This window comes from Salarchaeum japonicum (genome assembly GCF_049705945.1).
In the GTDB taxonomy this organism is placed as follows: domain Archaea; phylum Halobacteriota; class Halobacteria; order Halobacteriales; family Halobacteriaceae; genus Salarchaeum; species Salarchaeum japonicum_A.
The window spans coordinates 1421233-1439642 of the sequence record NZ_JBNAMV010000004.1 but is presented as its reverse complement, the minus strand read 5'-3'; the positions used below and the strand labels follow the sequence as shown (position 1 = coordinate 1439642).

Annotated in this window: 18 protein-coding genes and 2 tRNA genes; 14 read left to right on the top strand and 6 right to left on the bottom strand. The window is 60.3% G+C overall.

The features are described from left to right. Nucleotides 1-177: 177 nt before the first annotated feature. A complete protein-coding gene (locus tag ACOZ4O_RS09405; protein WP_424525052.1) occupies nt 178-573 on the top strand; it encodes a hypothetical protein in 396 nt (131 codons plus the stop codon). Between the two features lie 178 nt (nt 574-751). Here ACOZ4O_RS09405 and ACOZ4O_RS09400 read toward each other — a convergent pair whose 3' ends face one another. After that, the gene (locus tag ACOZ4O_RS09400; protein WP_424525051.1) at nt 752-1804 is read right to left on the bottom strand and encodes an aldo/keto reductase; all 1053 of its coding nucleotides are present in this window, start codon (nt 1802-1804) and stop codon (nt 752-754) included. A 170-nt stretch (nt 1805-1974) separates the two neighbouring features. On the opposite strand from ACOZ4O_RS09400, the gene ACOZ4O_RS09395 reads away from it, so the two are divergent. The 6 genes from ACOZ4O_RS09395 (at nt 1975) to ACOZ4O_RS09370 (ending at nt 5724) form a co-directional block, all read left to right on the top strand. Beyond that, complete coding sequence (locus ACOZ4O_RS09395) at nt 1975-2865, top strand: acyltransferase (protein ID WP_424525050.1); 891 nt, start codon at nt 1975-1977, stop codon at nt 2863-2865. After that, nucleotides 2865-3539: a hypothetical protein gene (locus tag ACOZ4O_RS09390; RefSeq protein ID WP_424525049.1), complete on the top strand. Its 675-nt coding sequence runs from the start codon at nt 2865-2867 to the stop codon at nt 3537-3539. Before ACOZ4O_RS09395 ends, ACOZ4O_RS09390 begins: the two co-directional genes overlap by 1 nt. Before the next feature lie 31 nt (nt 3540-3570). Continuing rightward, complete coding sequence (locus ACOZ4O_RS09385) at nt 3571-3828, top strand: glutathione S-transferase N-terminal domain-containing protein (protein ID WP_424525048.1); 258 nt, start codon at nt 3571-3573, stop codon at nt 3826-3828. Between the two features lie 115 nt (nt 3829-3943). After that, complete coding sequence (locus ACOZ4O_RS09380) at nt 3944-4585, top strand: SdpI family protein (RefSeq protein ID WP_424525047.1); 642 nt, start codon at nt 3944-3946, stop codon at nt 4583-4585. Nucleotides 4586-4680: 95 nt separating this feature from the next. Beyond that, nucleotides 4681-4751 (top strand) — tRNA-Gly (locus ACOZ4O_RS09375). 160 nt (nt 4752-4911) lie between these two features. Next, a complete protein-coding gene (locus tag ACOZ4O_RS09370) occupies nt 4912-5724 on the top strand; it encodes an NAD+ synthase (RefSeq protein ID WP_424525046.1) in 813 nt (270 codons plus the stop codon). An 11-nt stretch (nt 5725-5735) separates the two neighbouring features. On the opposite strand, the gene ACOZ4O_RS09365 is transcribed toward ACOZ4O_RS09370, so the two are convergent. After that, a complete protein-coding gene (locus ACOZ4O_RS09365) occupies nt 5736-6410 on the bottom strand; it encodes an enoyl-CoA hydratase/isomerase family protein (RefSeq protein WP_424525045.1) in 675 nt (224 codons plus the stop codon). 113 nt (nt 6411-6523) lie between these two features. Between ACOZ4O_RS09365 and ACOZ4O_RS09360 the strand changes: the two genes are divergently transcribed. The 6 genes from ACOZ4O_RS09360 (at nt 6524) to ACOZ4O_RS09335 (ending at nt 14822) form a co-directional block, all read left to right on the top strand. Next, on the top strand, nt 6524-7192 hold the full coding sequence (locus tag ACOZ4O_RS09360) for a DUF7114 family protein (protein ID WP_424525044.1): 669 nt from the start codon (nt 6524-6526) through the stop codon (nt 7190-7192). Between the two features lie 42 nt (nt 7193-7234). Beyond that, nucleotides 7235-7306: transfer RNA gene (locus tag ACOZ4O_RS09355), tRNA-Thr, on the top strand. A 178-nt stretch (nt 7307-7484) separates the two neighbouring features. Further along, on the top strand, nt 7485-8690 hold the full coding sequence (locus tag ACOZ4O_RS09350; RefSeq protein WP_424525043.1) for a tyrosine-type recombinase/integrase: 1206 nt from the start codon (nt 7485-7487) through the stop codon (nt 8688-8690). Nucleotides 8691-8946: 256 nt separating this feature from the next. Then, nucleotides 8947-9465 (top strand): hypothetical protein, encoded by a 519-nt coding sequence (locus ACOZ4O_RS09345; protein WP_424525042.1) that lies wholly within the window; start codon nt 8947-8949, stop codon nt 9463-9465. A gap of 703 nt (nt 9466-10168) precedes the next feature. Continuing rightward, on the top strand, nt 10169-10666 hold the full coding sequence (locus ACOZ4O_RS09340; RefSeq protein WP_424525041.1) for a hypothetical protein: 498 nt from the start codon (nt 10169-10171) through the stop codon (nt 10664-10666). A gap of 298 nt (nt 10667-10964) precedes the next feature. After that, entirely contained in the window at nt 10965-14822 is a 3858-nt protein-coding gene (locus ACOZ4O_RS09335; RefSeq protein ID WP_424525040.1) for an Eco57I restriction-modification methylase domain-containing protein, read from the top strand. A gap of 3 nt (nt 14823-14825) precedes the next feature. Here the strand turns inward: ACOZ4O_RS09335 and ACOZ4O_RS09330 are convergent, their stop codons facing one another. Beyond that, a complete protein-coding gene (locus ACOZ4O_RS09330) occupies nt 14826-15359 on the bottom strand; it encodes an SWIM zinc finger family protein (RefSeq protein ID WP_424525039.1) in 534 nt (177 codons plus the stop codon). A gap of 170 nt (nt 15360-15529) precedes the next feature. Between ACOZ4O_RS09330 and ACOZ4O_RS09325 the strand changes: the two genes are divergently transcribed. Next, complete coding sequence (locus ACOZ4O_RS09325; RefSeq protein ID WP_424525038.1) at nt 15530-15742, top strand: hypothetical protein; 213 nt, start codon at nt 15530-15532, stop codon at nt 15740-15742. A gap of 701 nt (nt 15743-16443) precedes the next feature. Here ACOZ4O_RS09325 and ACOZ4O_RS09320 read toward each other — a convergent pair. The 3 genes from ACOZ4O_RS09320 to ACOZ4O_RS09310 form a co-directional block, all read right to left on the bottom strand. Continuing rightward, on the bottom strand, nt 16444-16824 hold the full coding sequence (locus ACOZ4O_RS09320) for a hypothetical protein (protein WP_424525037.1): 381 nt from the start codon (nt 16822-16824) through the stop codon (nt 16444-16446). 2 nt (nt 16825-16826) lie between these two features. Next, nucleotides 16827-17321: a hypothetical protein gene (locus tag ACOZ4O_RS09315; RefSeq protein WP_424525036.1), complete on the bottom strand. Its 495-nt coding sequence runs from the start codon at nt 17319-17321 to the stop codon at nt 16827-16829. Between the two features lie 640 nt (nt 17322-17961). Then, nucleotides 17962-18369: a DUF7522 family protein gene (locus tag ACOZ4O_RS09310; protein WP_424525035.1), complete on the bottom strand. Its 408-nt coding sequence runs from the start codon at nt 18367-18369 to the stop codon at nt 17962-17964. Between the last annotated feature and the right edge of the window lie 41 nt (nt 18370-18410).

Sequence of the window (18410 nt, the reverse complement as noted above, 5' to 3'; positions counted from 1 at the left end):
CCCGCTCGCAAAAAGTAACATAAAAAGGCCGCGCGCCGACGGCGCGCGGTCGGCGTCAGGACCGCACCGTTCCCCGGCCGCTCAGCACCGCGACGCTCCCGTTCCGTTCCCAGCCCGCTTCTGTGTCCTCTCGCTGGGGCGAACACGTTTTTCTGGAGGGCGTTCGTGGCGTCGCGTATGACCGGGAAGTACGAGGGGTTCGTGGCGTTTCTGGAGGAGCGCGTGGGGGATGGGTTGGAGATAGTGATGGAGTTCGACAGGGACTCCTACAGGATTCTATACGGAGAGGACGCCGCAGACGAGTACTTTGCGGGCGCCGAGGACCGGTCGGCGGAAGGCGTGTACGAGGAGGCGCTGTTCGAGGCGGAACAGGCGTACCTCGATAGCATGGCGTACGAACATACCACGTACGCGGACGTGATGGTGACGGACATCGGCGTCGGCTATCAGGTGTTCCTCTCGGAGAGACGGAGCGTGCTCATCTGGACGAACGGCGAGACGGACCTGAGCGTTCCGTCGTTCGTCGACGACTGCCGCGACCGTCTCCGAGAGTGCGGAGTGAAAGTGAAATAGCGCCACGATACGTCGGCGGAGTCACCGGGTTTCGACCGGAAACAAGGGGGTTCGGTGAAATCGAAAGCGTATAAGTGAGGTTAGTCCGCGAGCAGGCCGGCGTCACGGAGGTCAGGTCCCGGAAAGTTTCCTCGGCGGACACTGTCCGCCTCGAAAAGTTCCATAAAAGCGTCGTCGTTCAGTCCGCGAGCAGGCCGGCGTCACGGAGGTCGTCCCCGCCGACGCTCGTCCGGAAGTCAGCCGCCTCCATGCCGTCGAAGCGGTCGACACCGAAGTTCGACGTGTAGAGGTCGGCGACGCGTTCCTGCTCCTCGTCGCTGAGCGCGGGCGTGTCGGGCGCGGCCGCCCACTCCGTGATGTCCTTCTTCGAGCGGAACGTCGGCGTGACGGACGCGACCTCGTCGAAGGAGAGCAACCACTGAATCGACGCCTGGCCGAGCGTGCGCTCGCCCTCTCGTTCGAGGAATCGGAGTGCCTCCACTTTCTCCCAGCCGGTCTCGTACCACTCGTCCGGCCGGAACCCGCGGTGGTCGTCGTCCGCGAGTTCGGTGTCGGGCGTGACCTGTTCGTTCAGGATGCCGGAGGAGTGCGGGACGCGAGCGATGAGGGAGGTGTCCGAACCCGTCTCGCGGACGGTGTCGACGAAGTGCTGGTGGACGTCCTGCTCGAGGAGGTTCCCGACGTACTGGACGCCGTCGAACTCGTTCTCGATACCGAAGTCGCCCTCCGCGAGCCAGCCGATGGACGGCCCGAGCGCGATGCCGATAGCGTCCGTCAGGCCTTCCTCGCGGACTTCGTCGAGGACTTCGAGCACGTCCGGCGTCATCTCGGAGACGTTCGGATTGTGGAGCTGGAGGTACTCCACGCGCTCGACGCCGAGGCGGTCGAGGCTCTTCTCGATGGCCTCCCGGAGGTAGTCGGCGTCCATCTCCTTCGGGAGTTCGCCGTGGCCGGCCTGCGGGTTGTTGTAGAAGTCGTAGCCGATCTTCGTCGCGAGCGTCACCTCGTCCCGGTAGGGCGCGAGGAAGTCCCCGAGGTACTCCTCGCTCTGCCCGTGCCCGTAGACGTCGCCCGTGTCGAAGTACGTGATGCCCTGTTCGACGGCGTGTTCGACCATCTCGCGCTGGTCGTCCTCGTCGCGGTCACCCCACCAGTCGGTGCCGACGACCCACGCGCCGAACCCGACTTCGCTCACCTCAACGCCGGAGTTACCGAGTTCGCGGTGCTGCATGTGTGAGCGTACTGCCGGCGGCCACTTAGCGGGTGCGGTTCCTCCCACGCGCCGGGAACAAGCGCGACCGAGCGGACGACGCCGTGGTGGGGCCGCGAAGCCGTGGTGGAGTAACGGCAGGCGGCGTCGGGACGGAAACCCCTATCAACGTCCCACTCGACGCTCAGAGTATGACGAAACGCCACGTCTCCCTCCCAGACGACGCGGAGGCGACGCTCCGCGACTTCGTGGGTGAGGTGGACGACCGGCTCTCGACGGAGGACACCTACGAGGTCGTCGAGGACGTGCTCGTGGACCTGAACGGCGACCGGGAGGCCTACGAGGCCTGGCAGAACGGGAACACCGTCTCCAGCGTCGAGGAGGCCCGCCTGCAGTCCTACGACCCGCGGAACGCCACCCTGGAGTCCGAGTACTACGCTGAGAAGGACGAGGAGAAGTTCGCGGAGTCGAAGCCGCTGCAGTGGCTGTGGCGGCAGTTCGACAACACGCCTGTCGCGGACAACGTCGACTTCGCGCTGGAGTTCCGGCAGATGCTCGCCCGCCACCTGTTCGCGGACGCCGGCGAGGGATTGCGCATCTTCAAGGGCGTCTCGATGACGTACGGCCACAACATCGAACTCGGGGACAACGTCGTCATCCACGACGACGTGCACCTCGACGACCGCGGCGAACTCGACATCGGCGACCGCGTGAGCCTCAGCGACGGCGCGCACGTCTACACGCACGACCACGACGTGGTCGACCAGACCGAGGTGACGAACTACCGCACGACCATCGAGGACGACGCGCGCGTGACGCAGGGCGCGCTCGTTCGCGCGGGTGTCACCGTCGGCGAGAACAGCCTCGTCGGGTCGCGTGCGGTCGTCCAGCAGGACGTGCCCGCGCACCACGTCGCCGTTGGGATGCCCGCGCGGAGCGTGCGCGTCAAACCCGGATTCGAGGGCGACGCGATTCCCGTCGAGGACGCCGAGTCGGCGGCGGGCGACCGCGAGGACCGCCGCATCCCGTACACGCTCCCCGACGACTTCGAGGGGTTCGACGAGTTCCAGCGAGACATCTGATGGACGCGCTCGCCATCAACGTCGCCGCGAACACGAACCAACCCGGCTTCCGCGGCCCGATCCACGAGGACGGCCGGTTCGAGTACGTCCCTATCCCGGAATCCGAACCCACGCGGGAAGCGGTGCCGACGTACGGCGAGCTCGAACTCGACATCGACACGCCCGACGACACGCCGGTCCACCTCGACCCGACGTTCGCGGAGTACCCGACGTGCGACGCGTACACGTACGGCGACCCGCACGGCGTGAAAGCCCGCCCGATCAGCGAACTCCGCGCGGGCGACCGCCTCTACTTCTACGCCACGCTCACCAGTCACGGCGACGGCCCCGAACCCTGGGTGACGCCCGACTGGGGCGCGTACCTCATCGGGGAGTTCACGCTCGCACGCGACCCACTCACCGAGGAACCCGCGTCGTTCCCGTGGAACGCCCACCTCGCCCGCGAGGAGTTCGACGCCGCCGTGCTCGTCGAGGGAACCGACGAGAGCCGACTGTACGACACCGCCGTCCCCCTGAGTGGTGAGCGCGGCGTCGACGCGAACCGCGTCGTCACCGACTACTCCGAAGACTCCGGGAAGGGGCCGTGGTGGCGACGCCCGCTCCGCTTCGACGCCGAGGGCGCACGCGACCTCCGTGAGTGGATAGCTCGTGCCACCTATCCGCCGGTTCGCTAACGTTTACCTCGCTTCCGCGAGACGTCCCGGTGTGCTCGAACTCTACCAGTCCGAAGGCTGCCCGCACTGTGCGAAAGTCCGCGAGAAACTCAGCGAACTCGGCGTCTCCTACGTCATCCACAACCCCCGGCTCCCCGGCGGCATGGGCGGCGACGTGACCAACGAAACCACGTACGACGAACTCACGGCCGGCGGCGAAGACCAGATTCCCTACCTCGTCGACACCGCCCGCGAGGAGACGCTCTACGAGAGCGACGACATCGTCGACTACCTCGACGAACACTACTGAAGAACGCCCTCGGCGCGCTCCGCGCGCCTCGCCCGTTTCAGTTCCGCCAGACTGCACGTGTCGGAGTGCGTGACCGGCGAAAGCATGAGGAGGCCGGGGCCTCCTAAGACGAAGTGTGCAATATCGACGCCAGCGCACCGCCGCCCTCCTGTTCGTTCTCGCGGGGGTCGCCGCGAGCGCGGTCGTCTACCCCGACCTTCCGCGGGAGATGGCGACGCACTGGAACGCGAGCGGCGACGTCGACGGCACGATGTCGCGGACCGTGGGCGCGTTCGTTCTCCCCGCCATCACTGCGCTCGTCGTCGGCGTGATGCTCGTCGCGCCGAGTATCGACCCGCGAAAAGACCACTACGAGGCGTTCCGCGGCGTCTACGAGGGGTTCGTCGCCGGGACCGCGGGCTTTCTGACGTACGTCCACGCGATAACGCTCGCGTGGAACCTCGGCTACGAGATTCCGATCGGACAAGCGCTCACGCCCGCGTTAGCCGTACTCCTCTACGCCTGCGGCGTCCTCCTCGAACGGGCGGAACCGAACTGGTTCGTCGGCATCCGTACCCCGTGGACGCTCAGCGACGACGACGTCTGGCGCGAAACCAACGAGCGCGGCGCGCTCGCGTTCAAACTCGCGGCCGTTCTCGCGCTCGGCGGCCTCCTCCTCCCGGCCTACGCCATCGTCTTCGTACTCGTCCCGACCCTGCTCGCCGCCGGCTACACCGTCGCGTACTCCTTCCTCGCATACCGCCGCAAGGAAGCGTGAAGCGCTACGTTCAAGTGTCGGAACCGGTAATTCGGAAGCGAGCGCGCTGGTGTTGAGCGGACTCGTCCGCGATGCACGGGGCGCGACCGAAGCGCGCGCTGGTGGTCTAGTGGTAGGACATGAGCTTCCCAAGCTCATAGCCCGGGTTCAATTCCCGGCCAGCGCATGGCTGTTCCACAAACCGCGAAGCAGTTGCGCTGTCGCGTGCTGCACGAGAACTCGGGGGGTGTCGTGTTCTCGGTGACTGTGGGTGTGGGAAGTGGACAGCCGTCCACGATTTTGCGGGTGGCGAGTGGCTTTTTGTCGGGTGCGTGGGAACGATACGTATGGTCGAGGACGTCATCGAGCCGATGGACCTCCGGTTCTCGGAGGACGAACTGGAGGAGCGCCGCGAACACATCACGTCGTTCATTTCCGAAACCGTGGCGGCGGCGAACGCGGACGGCGTCGTGCTCGGATTGTCCGGCGGTATCGATAGCACGACGGTCGCGCATCTCGCGGTCGAAGAGCTGGGTGCGGACGCCGTGCACGGGCTGGTGTTGCCGGCGTCGGTGTCGAGCGAGGAGAACATGAGCGACGCGGAGCGCGTCGCGCAGATGCTCGAAATCGAGTACGACGTCATCGAAATCGACCCCGTGGTGGACGTGCTGACCGACGCGTACCCCGAGGCCGAGGCGGACCAGCTCGCGGTCGGGAACGCTCGCGCTCGGGTGCGTGGCGTGCTGAACTACATGGTCGCGAACCACGAGTCCCGGGTCGTCTTGGGGACGGGGAATCGCGCGGAGGCGATGGTGGGGTACTTCACGAAGTACGGCGACCAGGCGGTGGACTGCAACCCCATCGGGAACCTCTACAAGCAGCAGGTGCGTCAGCTCGCGAGCGCGCTCGGCGTGCCCGACGATCTCGTGGAGAAGACGCCGACGGCGGAACTCTGGGCTGACCAGACCGACGAGGCGGAGATGGGGGTCGGATACGACACTCTGGACGCGGTGCTCGCGCTCCACATCGACGGCGACCTGTCGACGGCGGCGACGGCGCGCAACCTCGACATCGACGAGACAGTGGTGGAGACGGTACACGACCTCCACGAGGCGAGCGCGCACAAGCGCTCGATGCCGCCCGCGCCCGACCCGCTATAGGCCGTCCCGGGTTACAGGCCGTCTTCGAGGAGCGCGCCGAACGCCTCCTGTTCTCTCGCGTCCTGTTCCTCGCGGTCGTGCTGGTCCCGGAGGAGTCGTTTGAGGTAGTGAATCGCGTCAGGGTCGTTGCGCGCGAGTTCGTCCGCGACCGCGCGCGGCGTGTCGGTGACGCGGGAGACAAGTCCCATTTCTCGGGCGGTTTCGGCGTCGGCGGTGCGTCCGGAAAGCGAGAGGTCGAGCGCGTGCGCCTCCCCGACCGCGCGCGGGAGGCGTCGAGTACCACCCCACGCGCCGAAAATCCCCATCGAGACGCCGGGTTCCGCGAACGTCGCGTCCGGCGTCGCGACCCGCACGTCACAGGCGAGCGCGAGTTCCACGCCGCCGCCGCGTGCCGCGCCGTCCACGCCCGCGACGACCGCGGCCGCGGCGTCCTCAATGGCGTTCATCGCCGCCTGTCCGTGCTCGGCGAACTCGGGTGCGGACTCCCCGTCCAGCGTCCGCACGACATCGAGGTCCGCGCCCGCGCAGAACGCCGACCCCGCACCGTGGACGTACACCACCGACTGTTCGGCGTCCTGTACCGCGTCCGCGAGCGCGTCCAGTCCGTCCGACGTCAGCGCGTTCCGGCGGTCCGGCCGGTCCAGCGTCACCACCCGAACGCGGTCCTCGTCGCGAATCGAGAGCATACACGTCCTCCGAACAGCCACGGCAAGGAACTACCGCTCGCGACCGAACGCGACACCGCCGCCGATGGTTCGTTTCCAAAGGTCTTTGCCGCTCGCACCCCTTCTTTCGGGCGATGGACGAGGCCGAACTGGCGCGCACCGCGGCCCGCGAGGCAGTCGCGGACATCACACCGCGCGACCTCCGGGACGTCATCGACGACCTCCTCAGCGACGCCTCAATGGTCCCGGGCGCGCTCACCGTGCTGAGCGCCGACGCGCTCACCGGACCGACCGACGACGACGCCGTCGCGGAACGCGCCGCCGGCGTCCAACTCATCTACGAAGGCCTCCGACTCACCCGCCACCTCGTCGAAACCGAACCCTGGCAGCACGCCGACCCCGACACTGACCTCCCCGCCGACCTCGACGTGCTCGCCGCGGACATCCTCGTCGCCCGTGGCTTCCGCCTGCTCGCCCACACCGAAGCCGCGAGCGACGCCGTCGCCACCGTCCGCGAGTTCGGCCGGAACGAAACCGCCCGCCAGCACGACCGCGCGACCGACGCCCGCACCCTCGAAACCACCGTGTTCGAACTCGGCGTCGTCGCCGGCGCAACCGCCACCGGCAACGACACACCACTCGACCTCCGCCGGTACGCCATCGGCCTCGCGCGCTCTAACAGCCCGCCCCCGCTCGCGTCCGCCGACGACCTCCTCCCCGACACCATCGAGGACGTCCTCCAACGCGTCAGCACCCCCCGCGCCGACGACACCGCAAAACCCCGGTCCGCCACCGACCCGTAATCGAAGCCCTTTTAGATGAAACCCGACTACCAGAGAGTGCTTGCCTGGGTAGCTTAGCGGTAAAGCGCGTCCTTGGTAAGGACGAGACCCCGGATTCAAATTCCGGCCTAGGCTTCCGGTGTTTCACGGCTTCTCGCGTCATTTTACGATTCTCTATGGAGAGAATAAAATATGCGCAAGAAAGCCCGAAAACGCTACACGGCAACCCCGACGCCATCTTGCGATTTCGTTAGTTATCAGGACACTATAACGAACACCCCCGCGCAGTCACCCGATTCGGGGGTGAACCCGCGTGACTAACCGCCCCGACCCGCTCGACAACATCCCCAACGACCTCCCCGATGACGGGGACGACCTCGGGAGTCCACCCGCGCCCGAACCCGTGGAGTTCAACTTCCCGCTCGTCAGCGAACGCTCCGAAGCAGACCTCGAAGGCTTCGGGCTGAATATGGTGGACGACTACCGCGACTTCAAAGAGGAAGTGCTGACGTGGCTGGCTACCTACGGCAAGCATCCAGAGAAAGGTGAAGGGCTGTCGAAGACGACCCTCAAGAGTACACACTACAAGCTGGAAACGGTGTTCCGCTGGCTCTGGAAGTACGAAGACAAGTACACCACGGAGTTCACGCCCGAACACGCAGACCGCTTCATCGACCTCCTGAACCAGACGGACTCGATGATAGACTCTACCGTCCTCCATCACGCGAAGGACATCAAGCGGTTCTTCAAGTTCACCAACCATGTCTACGGGACGGACTACGAGTGGGAGCCGAAGCCGCAACTGAGTCAGTCGAACGGTGACGAACGCGCGTACCTTCGCCGGGCCGCATTCCAACCCCTGTACGAAGCCGCGCTCGATTACGGCTCGATGAAAAGCTACCACACCGATATGTCCTCGGAGGAACGCGAGCGGTTGAAGCTCTACCTGTCGCAACGGTTCGGCGTTCCGAAGGAGAAGGTCGGGCCGGAAGACTTCAAGAAGGCGAACTCGTGGAAGATTCCCTCGATGATTGCGGTGACACTCGACACCGGACTTCGACCCATCGAGGTGGGGCGAGCAAAGGTGTCGTGGGTGAATCTCAAAGACAACGAACTCAACGTCCCGAAGGAGGAGTCCACGAAGAACGAGGGGCATTGGAACTGTTCGTTGAAGAAGCGAACCGCGACGGTGCTGGAACGCTGGTTAGACGAACGCGCGTCCTACGATAAGTACGCCGACCGCGACGAACTCTGGTTGACGAAGCGCGGGACGCAGTACGGAAAGGACTCGTGTAACTACCTGCTGGACACACTCATCGAGCGGGGGAACGTCCCGATACCGGCTCACCAGAATATCTCGTGGTACGCGATACGGCACGGGGTCGCCACATATTGGGCGAATCACGTCGGGCCGCATCACGCGAAGGAACAGCTCCGGCACAAGAGCATCAACACGACGATGAAGTACCTCCACTCGGACGCGGAGACGCGGAACGACGCCGTCGAACAAATCTGGTAGTGAGTCGTCGTCACGGGTGACTCCGTGACGGCGGAGGAGCTATCGGGGTTCACCTTCATCGAGGGGGGTATCGCGGGCGGGTGGAGTACGATTTCGAGCCGGAGTCATATTTCTGGCCCTCATCGGAATTTAGCTGATGCTTCGAGGGACTCCCTCGTAAGACTTAACGCGCCGACTCTAAGACTTAGGTAATAAGTTTGATAAGTTATATGGTGGTGCAACCCTTACGAGGATACAAGCGACTTTCTTCAGGCCCATGGCGACGCACACTCCCCCCGATTCAGGTGACGACGAGAGGACGATAACATCCGACTTCGAGCCGGTACTCGATTTGGATGACGACTGGTGGGTCTCCTACGAGAAGACCTACGGCCTCTATTGTCGGTACGAGGGAGACGGATGGGGTGACGACAATCTCGAACTGGCGAGCGTCGAATGGCCACACGAGTTCGAGCGCCGGGGATTCTACGACGCGCGTAGCCACCCATACCTCCTCTACGAACGGGAGTCAGACGACCACGACTACTGCGCGCATCTCGTACAGGGTGGGACGACAATCTGTCACTTTGACGTGGCTGTCCCGACCTCAACGGTCGTGACGGGCGAGAAGCGCTGTAGTATCATCCCGCGCGAGGTTTCCCATCCATCGTTCGACCAACTCACTCCGCTTTCGGAGGTTCCGGAGGAGTGGTGGGAGTCCGTCAACCTCTGCTCGGGGTGCGCACGCCTATCACGGGCTGGAGGTCTTCTTCCGGGCCACCTCACAGATTCATAACGAGCGGAGTTTCGATTCATCGAGCGGGGGAATCGCGGGCGAGTGGATTCCGTCCCTCCCGAGCGAGAGTTGCGAGCTTGTCCCGTGGGACAACAGCTACGTCTGCTCGCCCAAGACCTCCGCTGGAACGGGGTACAAGTGACCTTCATCGAGAGGATTGACGCCGTCGGAGACAGCCCGAAGCGGTTCAACGCATCGAGGGTGTCCATTCCAACCCGATTTCTCACCTATTCCCCTCGGAGTTGCGTGGTCAAAACACCGTTCCAGATTTTGATTTCGTATCCCCCTCGATGCGGTGAACTGCGAAGTTCGAAATCGTGCGAACAGAACCGCATACGCCAACAGAAACGGTTAATATGGATGTTCGCGTCTATAAGAGTGAAGGCAGTTGGCTGGTTCTCTGGTGGCTTCACGGCGAGCCCGTTCTCCACACCACAGTACGCCGCAGAACTGAGCTACTGCCACGGAGCAACTTATGTCAACCACTACTGCATCTACCTCTGGAGCGCCGAGCTACGACCTGAATCTACCCCCGAACCCGCTGGACAATTTCACAACGGCGGAGCGTCGAGCGCACGAACAGACGTTGAACACACCGAATCGAACCACGGTCGGGCCATTCAAGGGACGCGAAACACGGGATTATCCGTGGAACAAGCTTGACAGGCACAATCGGGATACTTGGTGGAAATACCGTGAAGATGTGACCCAATGGCAGAGCTACGACGCTCAGTACAAGATTGGGATGGTATCCGCGTTCGGCCTTCAACTCGGGATGAGTAATCTCTTGATTCAAAAATCAATCAACTGTCTTATGGAAATTGATGTGCCGAAGCTCGGCCTCAATCTCGAAGAAGTGGCATTCTGCGTGTGCGGGGTCGTGGTCAACGAGAACGCTGAGGAGAGATACCGTGACGATGGCGAGAAACCGTTTCGGGACGAAAAAGAACCGCTCTACAACCCATACAGAAAGGATGAGAACAACCCGGAGGAGTATGTTCAACTGGCGAATCGAATCATCGAGCGGTTTGAACGCGCCTCGATGAAACGAATACGGTCGTGCTGGCAGAAGTTGACGCAGACTGACCCACCCGAACGAAAGGCACAGCATTGGCGACCAGCGGTGAAGAACGACCCACTCGTCCCGCTTAATCCACCCGCAGTACGCCAACACTTTACAGATGATGAACTCCGGGCATAGCCGCTTCCCCACCCCCCTATATAAATCCTTGAACACTATATGGGGTAAGAGTGGTGTTCTACTGGTGAAGTACATCAGTAGTAGCAACCCTATGGTTCGACTCTGTGTCTCTGTTAACCACTTGTAGGTAGCAGAAGTTGACGAAAACCCCTCGATGAAGTGAAACAAAGAGAGTCAAACACACAGAGTAAATCTCGGAGATAGAAATCTACCAGCCACGAGTATCGACCGCGTTCCGTACCCCTACGTTTATCACCATTTCCGAACCAGAATCGAGTAACCGACGCCGGATTCATCAATGTCCTCCGACTCATCATCTGTTCCCACCGAGTTCGTCGCCGACGCCTTCGAGACGACCGTCACCGACGACGAAGCAGACCGCTTCATCCAGACGATTGATGATGCCGTCTCGAACCTCCGCGACCAGATAGACGACGACACCCTCGAACGTATCCTCCGGGCCGACGCCGGCTCCTACCAGCTCAAGAGCGGAATGACCAAGGACGGCCTCCAACCCGAATCATTCACCCAAGACGCCGTCATCAATCCCCTGCTCGATGCGTTGGGACACGAGTATTCGACCGAAGCCGGCGGACTCTCCGGCGGCCAAACACAAGTTGCGGACTACACCGTCTCTCTCCGCGACCACCCCGAAATCGACTCTACCCGCCTGCTCATCGAAGCCGAACCCATCAACAAAGACCTCGATAGCCGCAAGCACGGCGTCGGCCAAGTGCGGGACTGGCTCAGTCAACGCGAGTTCGAGTCCGACTTCGGGTTTGCTACTGACGGCCTCCGGTGGGTGTTCGTCCGGTACGACCCCGACGCCTACACGCTCAACGTCATCGAGGAGGTTGACCTACAGCCCGTTTTTCTCGCGCTGTTCGAGAATCAGGTCGGCAAACGCGACGACCCCACGGACGCTCTCTTCGATGCCGACCGCGACCGCGTCGTTCGACTCATCCGTACCTTCGAGTACGAGAACTTCGTCTCCATCGCGGGGGACGCCCGCCGCGTCATCAAGGAGACGAAGGAGGAAATCACGGACGAGTTCTACGACGACTACATTCGGTACGTCTTCGGCATCGTCAGCGACGACGAGGAGACCGCCCGTTCACTCGTCGGTGACGGCGTCGTCGTTCCTGAGGCGGCGACCGAGGAGAACGCTCGGCTCTTCGCGGTCGAACTGATGAACCGGCTCGTCTTTATCAAGTTCCTCGAAGACAAGGCGCTCGTCGAACCCGACCTCCTCAGTACGCTCAAGGACACCTACGAGAACGGGATGTACGCAGGGTCGTTCTACGAGTCGTTCTGTCAACCGCTGTTCTACGACGTGATGAACAACAAGCCGGACGACCGTCCCGAAGAGGTACAGAACATCGACCTCTTCGAGAACATCCCGTACCTCAACGGCGGTCTGTTCCGACCCACGATTAGCGGGGACGACTTCGAGGAAGCAGACTTCGACGTGCGGAACTCGGTGCTGTTCTCCATCATCGACCTCTTGGAGCGATACAGTTTCTCTGCCGAGGGTGCGCCGACCGACCTCGACCCGAGCGTTCTCGGCAACGTCTTCGAGAAGACAATCAACTACGTCACAAGCGACAACGCGGACACGAACAAGGAACTCGGAGCGTACTACACGCCGAGCGAGATAACGCGGTTCTCCGCCGAAGAGACTGTCCGCCCGGCTCTACTTGACCGCTTCCAGACGTATCTGGTCGAGGAGCGTGATTGGCCCGAGCCGGAGGTAGAGAAACACGATTCTGTGTACGGACTAATTGAGGATTTGCCGGAGAGCGAGAACCTCCTACTCTCCCTTCTGGACGAGGTTGACGAGTTCCGCGTCGTAGACCCTGCGTGTGGGAGTGGTCACTTTCTCACCTCCGTTCTTGAAGAAATTGTCAATATCCGGAAGGCCCTCTTTGCGCAGATGGAGTCCTACCCCGACGAGTACCGGCTGAAGAAGACGACCGTACTCAACAACATCTATGGGGTTGACCTGATGGGGCCGGCAGTCGAAATAGCGAAGCTTCGATGCTGGCTGTCCGTGATTTCGGAACTGGAAACGGAGAACGTGGACGACCTCGCGCAGGACGACGCGCTCGCCCTCCCCAATATTGCGTTCAATCTACGGGAGGGGAACAGCCTCATCGGGTACACGGGCTTCCCTGAGACGAACGGCGACGACCAGTACCGGCTCGGGAGTTTTAGCGGGGACAGTGTCCGCGACCGCTATCAGGATATTATCGAGGAAATCGAGAAGCACGAGAAAGCCATCGACAGCGAGATGGCGGAGAAACACCGCCGCCGCGCCTTCGAGAAATTGCGAGACGCTCGGGAGGGGTTGATTGACGACATTCACGCGGACTTCGTGGAGGCCGGTATCAAGGATATTACGTCTGAAGAGGTTGCAGAACTGGAGCCGTTCAATTGGGTTCTTGAGTTCGCCGAGGTGTACGCAGAAGGAGGGTTCGACGTTATTGTTGGAAATCCTCCGTGGGATGTTCTTAGTGCCAGTATTGATGATTTCTTCACCCGGTACGAGCCACAATTCAGAACCTTCTCACAAGACCGAAAACAGGAGTTAAAAGACGAACTGTTGGAGGATGACTCGATACGCGAAGGTTGGGAACAGTATCAGCGCCAAGTCCAACTCCTTTCGGACTACTTCAAGGATAGCGACGAGTATGAACTTCAGACCCCAACTGTAGCCGGGGATACGGCAACCTACAAAAACGACCTCTCAAAACTATTCTTTGAGCGGGTGTTCCGAATCGCCGACGATGGGGGCTATGTCGCGCAGGTGCTTCCCGGTGCGATATTCAACGGGCAGAGTTCCAAAGACCTCCGTATGCAGATGCTCAACGAGGCCGAACTGGATGCCCTCGTTGAGTTCGAGAATAAAGGGATTTTCAAGGGGATTGATGACCGGTACCGATTCGGGATAGTCGCCTTCGAGAATGGAGGGTACACGGAGGAACTGAAAGGCATATTCGACCAGCGCGATACGGCCGTTCTTCAGAACTTCGAGGAGCAGGCAGTACGAATCCCGCGTCGGGTGTTAGAAGACTATTCTCCTGAGGCCAGAATCTTTCCTGTAGTCACCTCGCAGGACGAAGTTGATGTGTTGAATCAGATTCTCACTTTCCCTTCCTTAGGAGACGATATTGGTGGGGCGTGGAAGGCGAATCCACTCCCTGAAGAATTGAACAAGACCCGAGACTCGGACAGGTTCATCCACGATAAAGATAAGGCGGACTACCCTATTTACACCGGCGAGAACATCCACCAATTCCACTACAACGACACGGTAGAACCCGGAATTGAGGAACTATCCTTTTGGAGTGTGGCAGAGGAACGGAACCCCGAGAAGAGCGCGAAACGGCGGGTGCGAGAGAAGCGATTCAACAAGGGCGAACCGAAGAAGCCCATTTATACTGCCTTCGGGGGAGAGGATTCCAGCAAGTCACAGAAGCAGTTCGTCAACGACCTACTCGAAGACCACAGAGGACAGCCCCTTTCGGAAGATGACGTTCTTTTGGATTGCACAGAGTATCGAATCGCATACCGTGACGTTGCACGGACAACAGATGAGAGGACGTTAATAGCGACCGTTCTCCCCAAAGGCGCACCAGTTGTCCATACTGTACAGACTCTCAGGCCGTACTCTATTGAACCAACAGAGGATGACTTGAACCATACTCCACTCCATAGTGCCTACCAGAGGGTCTTTTCCGACAGAGAACTTTTCTGTGCCGTTGGGCTTCTCAACAGTCTTCCGTTCGATTTCCTTATGCGAACCAAGGTGGACAGCCATATTGTCAAATATAAGTTCACAGAGTCGCAAGCCCCGCGCCTAACCGAGGGCGACGAGTGGTTTGACTACATCTCGACTCGGGCCGCTCGGCTCAACTGCTACGGGGAGGAGTTTGAGGAGATGCGTGACCGACTCAGTGGTATCGAGCCGGCGACCGAGATGGACGAACGCCGCGAGATACAGGCCGAACTTGACGCCGCCGCGTTCCACGCCTACAGTCTTGACCGCGAGCAAACGGCGTTCGTACTGGACGACTTCCACCGCGTCCAGAACCCCCGCCTGATGGACGAGGACTACTTCGAGACAGTGTTAGAGAAGTACGACGACCTCGCGTAAGACCTACTCGGGGAGTTCCTTTTTCCCGTCTCTCACGCACGGCCAACACGGGAAGTGGTCGGAGAGTTCCGCACAGTCACACTCCTCGCGTTCCTCCGCATCGAGGGGTGGGGACTCCCCGCCGATTCCCTCGGTCGTTGCCCCGCCGTCTGCCCGGAGCTTGTCCGAAAGCGTCGATGCGTTCGACCGCTCGGGGTTCCCGCTCGGCGTCGGGTAGTTCACGGCGGCTTCGAGGACGACCGGGCCGCCGACCGTGGCGAGCGCGACTTTGTGCTTACAGTCGTACTCCTCGTTGTACTTGTCTGCCGGGCACTCACACTCCGCCGGAACGAGGACGCCGTCGCGGGCTTCGACGCCGACGAGATACGAGTGGTCGGCCTTCTCGAAGCCGTAGGAGGCGTTGGTCACGCGAACCAGATACGGGGCTTCGACCGCGAACTCCCACGATTCCCACGAGACGCGCTTCGACGTTTTCGAGCCGAAGTTCAGGTATTCAACAGCGTTGCGCTTATCTTCCGCAGGGGCATTAGCGTTCATTGCTTCTGTGTTCCAGAAGCGCGGTCGGTGTTCCAGCACCGGCCATTTCTGCGACGGCGACACCGCGCTTCGTACTCAGTAGTCTATCGGCCACTCTCTTAAAGACTCCCAAATACTACAACGTTGTAAATGATAGGAACTACTAACCCCTCGCACGCAGGAGACACTATATGGTCTTTCGCCGCGCCCTGATGACGAAACGAGAGCGCGAACTCATCGAGGGAGACGACGACGCCGACGACGACCTCCGGTATCAGGCAGTCTCCCGAGTTCGTCGGAAGATAGAGGACGAATTGACGACCGACGCGGAGATACTACGGGAACATCACCCGGAACTGTACAACGAACTACAGGACGCCGTCTGTTCCGAGAAGCCCGAGTAGTTCGACAATCAACGTACCAACTGCGGTATTCTCGAAGGTGTCTCTCCTACTGTGTATCTCCTATGCCACCTACTATAGGAGACATACTGTAGGTGAACTACTGAGTGTTCTACTGTTGTAGTGTACTGGTCTACTACAACCCCTCGATGCGGTTAGTCACAAGTAGTTAGACGGGAAGTGGTGAGACACCTACTGTATATACATAGTAGGAGGCCCCCGTTCCCCGCCGGCAGACGACCACCCGCCGAACCCCGACCACCGATACCCCACCCATTTCCCACCAGACGCCACAGCAAGCTCGCTACGGGATTCTTTTTTCGACCGAAGGGGAATCATCATCTCGAAGAACAAACGCCCCGAGAAAGCGCGAGAGAAGCCGCACGAATAATCGGCGTAAGATTGCCACAACCACCACGAAACCAACGACAATTGTCGAAACAAACACCCCGGTTAGAACATTCATCCGGACACCGCGCGCGAGTGTTAGTAAGTCGCTCCGAGAATTTTCCCGTCTGAGGTCAGGAAAATGGAGTTGCCGAACCCGCCGATTTCGAGGGGTTCAGAATCCCAGAAAACAGGGCGTATGGGCGCTATCCGGTGGACAAAGAAAACCGATGGACGGTAGTTCAGCCAAACAGTTCTTCGGCGTCGACCTTCGAGAGAGTAGCCACCTCGATGTGCTGAATCCCTCTTGGGATACGTCAATCACCTCTTTCACTATCGGAGTCTGTCTCCTCATTGGACTGGGTTTGGTGTTCACGTAGTTTATCGGCAAATCCACCAGTTGTACTCTCTTGTGATTCCCGGTTAGCTGGAGGTGATGAGGAATCACGCCCGATAGCGAAGATTCCAATTCCGCCGATAATGCCCAAAACACCTACGCCGATTGCTGGGCCTTTCATCGGATTAGCAGTAGTGACTGAGCCTGTAACGCAATCCTGCCCATATCCGGTGAAACTGTCCACGCAGGTTTCTGAGGTGTGTGTGGAGGTCGCCGGCATCGCAATACCAATCAGCAGGCCAATAATTCCGATGAGGAGAACCATTCCACCAAGTGCGGTGACACCTTGTGTATCAGTCATACTTAGGGCATCATCATTGAGGTCATCATCACACCAAAGAAGAGAGTAAACAGCATCATAACGACGAAGATGATGATGAATCGCTTACCCATCGTAGATTGAGCATCACCAAAACTCGCTGAGCTTGTCACCTCTTTCGATTGTTCTGGAGAAACATCCTTACTCATCTCTTCCAACAGGGTGTCAATATCATTATCCCTGAGGTTGTTCAGTATATCGAGAAATTCGGATTTTATGTCCTCAGGATTGGTTGCCATATCAATGGCAACTTCTTTTTCAACGTTAACTTCCACGACGGTTTTGCTCTCATTCTCCTGCATCTCAGGTATATCAACAGTTAGCCGAGCGCCGTTTCCACCCATAAGGGAGGCTTCCTGTTGCCCCACAATTCGCTGACCTTCGTCTGTGTAAGCGTCAATTGACGACATTCGTTCGATACTGGCCTTGATGACCGTTTTCGCATCTTCACGTGGATGTTCAAGAGCGATAGTTGTCATATTGTTAGTCGATTAATTCAGCCCACATATAACTTCTCACCATCCCCGCTGTATAGTGGTCTTCCCGATTGCCGACCTCGATTCACGGCGTTGGTTCCAACCCCCTCGATGCGGTGGGCCGCTCAAGACGACCACCGGAATCACGCATCCTTAGGCAAGAGTCGGGTTTCGGTCATTAGCCCGAAGTACACTTATAAATGAGCGCGGAGTATGACCGGGAAAGTGAGAGACGTGGTGGGGATTTGAGGCGGAAGCCGTGTAGCGTTTCCGGGTGATACTGGCACGACACGCCGGGGAGTACCCGTTAACTATATAAAAGTAAGTGTAGTGTTTTCTGACATAGAGAGTCAGAAGTGGGCGAAAGCCGGCAAAGGTAGCCTCTTTCCGCCGCTGAAAGCGGCGGGGTAAAGCGCGTCCTTGGTAAGGACGAGACCCCGGATTCAAATTCCGGCCTAGGCTCTCTGTGAAGAACAACGCGAAGCCAACGGCTTCGCGTCCGTGACGAACGCGAGCCGTCCCGATTTGAGCCAGTCAGGCGACCAGCGGGAGTCTGGCGCTGTTCAAATTCCGGCCTGGCTCTTCCTGAATTACACTCCGAGGCCGTCGGCTTCGCGTCCGTGACGCGGCTTCCGTAGCAGAATCAGTCAGGCGTTGGTCGGGCTTTGAAGGCTGACGCGGTGGGTGAGTGGAGGATGGTGACGCAGTGGCTCACGAATCCGGTCAGTTGTCGTGCTGCGTCCGGGTCGAGTGAGACTAAGACGCCTCGGTGGTCTTCTTCGGGAAAGTGGATGATGACGCCGGACTCGTGGACTTCGGTCGTCGCGGTCGTCTCTCCGAGTGTCTCGTAGTCTTCTTCTCTCACGAGTGCCCGCGCCTCTCGTGTTCGCTCGATGATTTCCGGGACGGTGTCTCGCAGGTGGTCAGTCGCGACGTCGTCGCGAACGTAGATGGTCTCCCAGTCGTCCGCTGTGTAGTAGAACATCGTCCGGTACGTGTCCCCCGCTCGTTCCTCGACAAAACGGTGTAATTGCCGATGCGCGTCCCCCATTGATGAGTGTTCACACGCCCCGTCAATTCACCTTTGGGGCC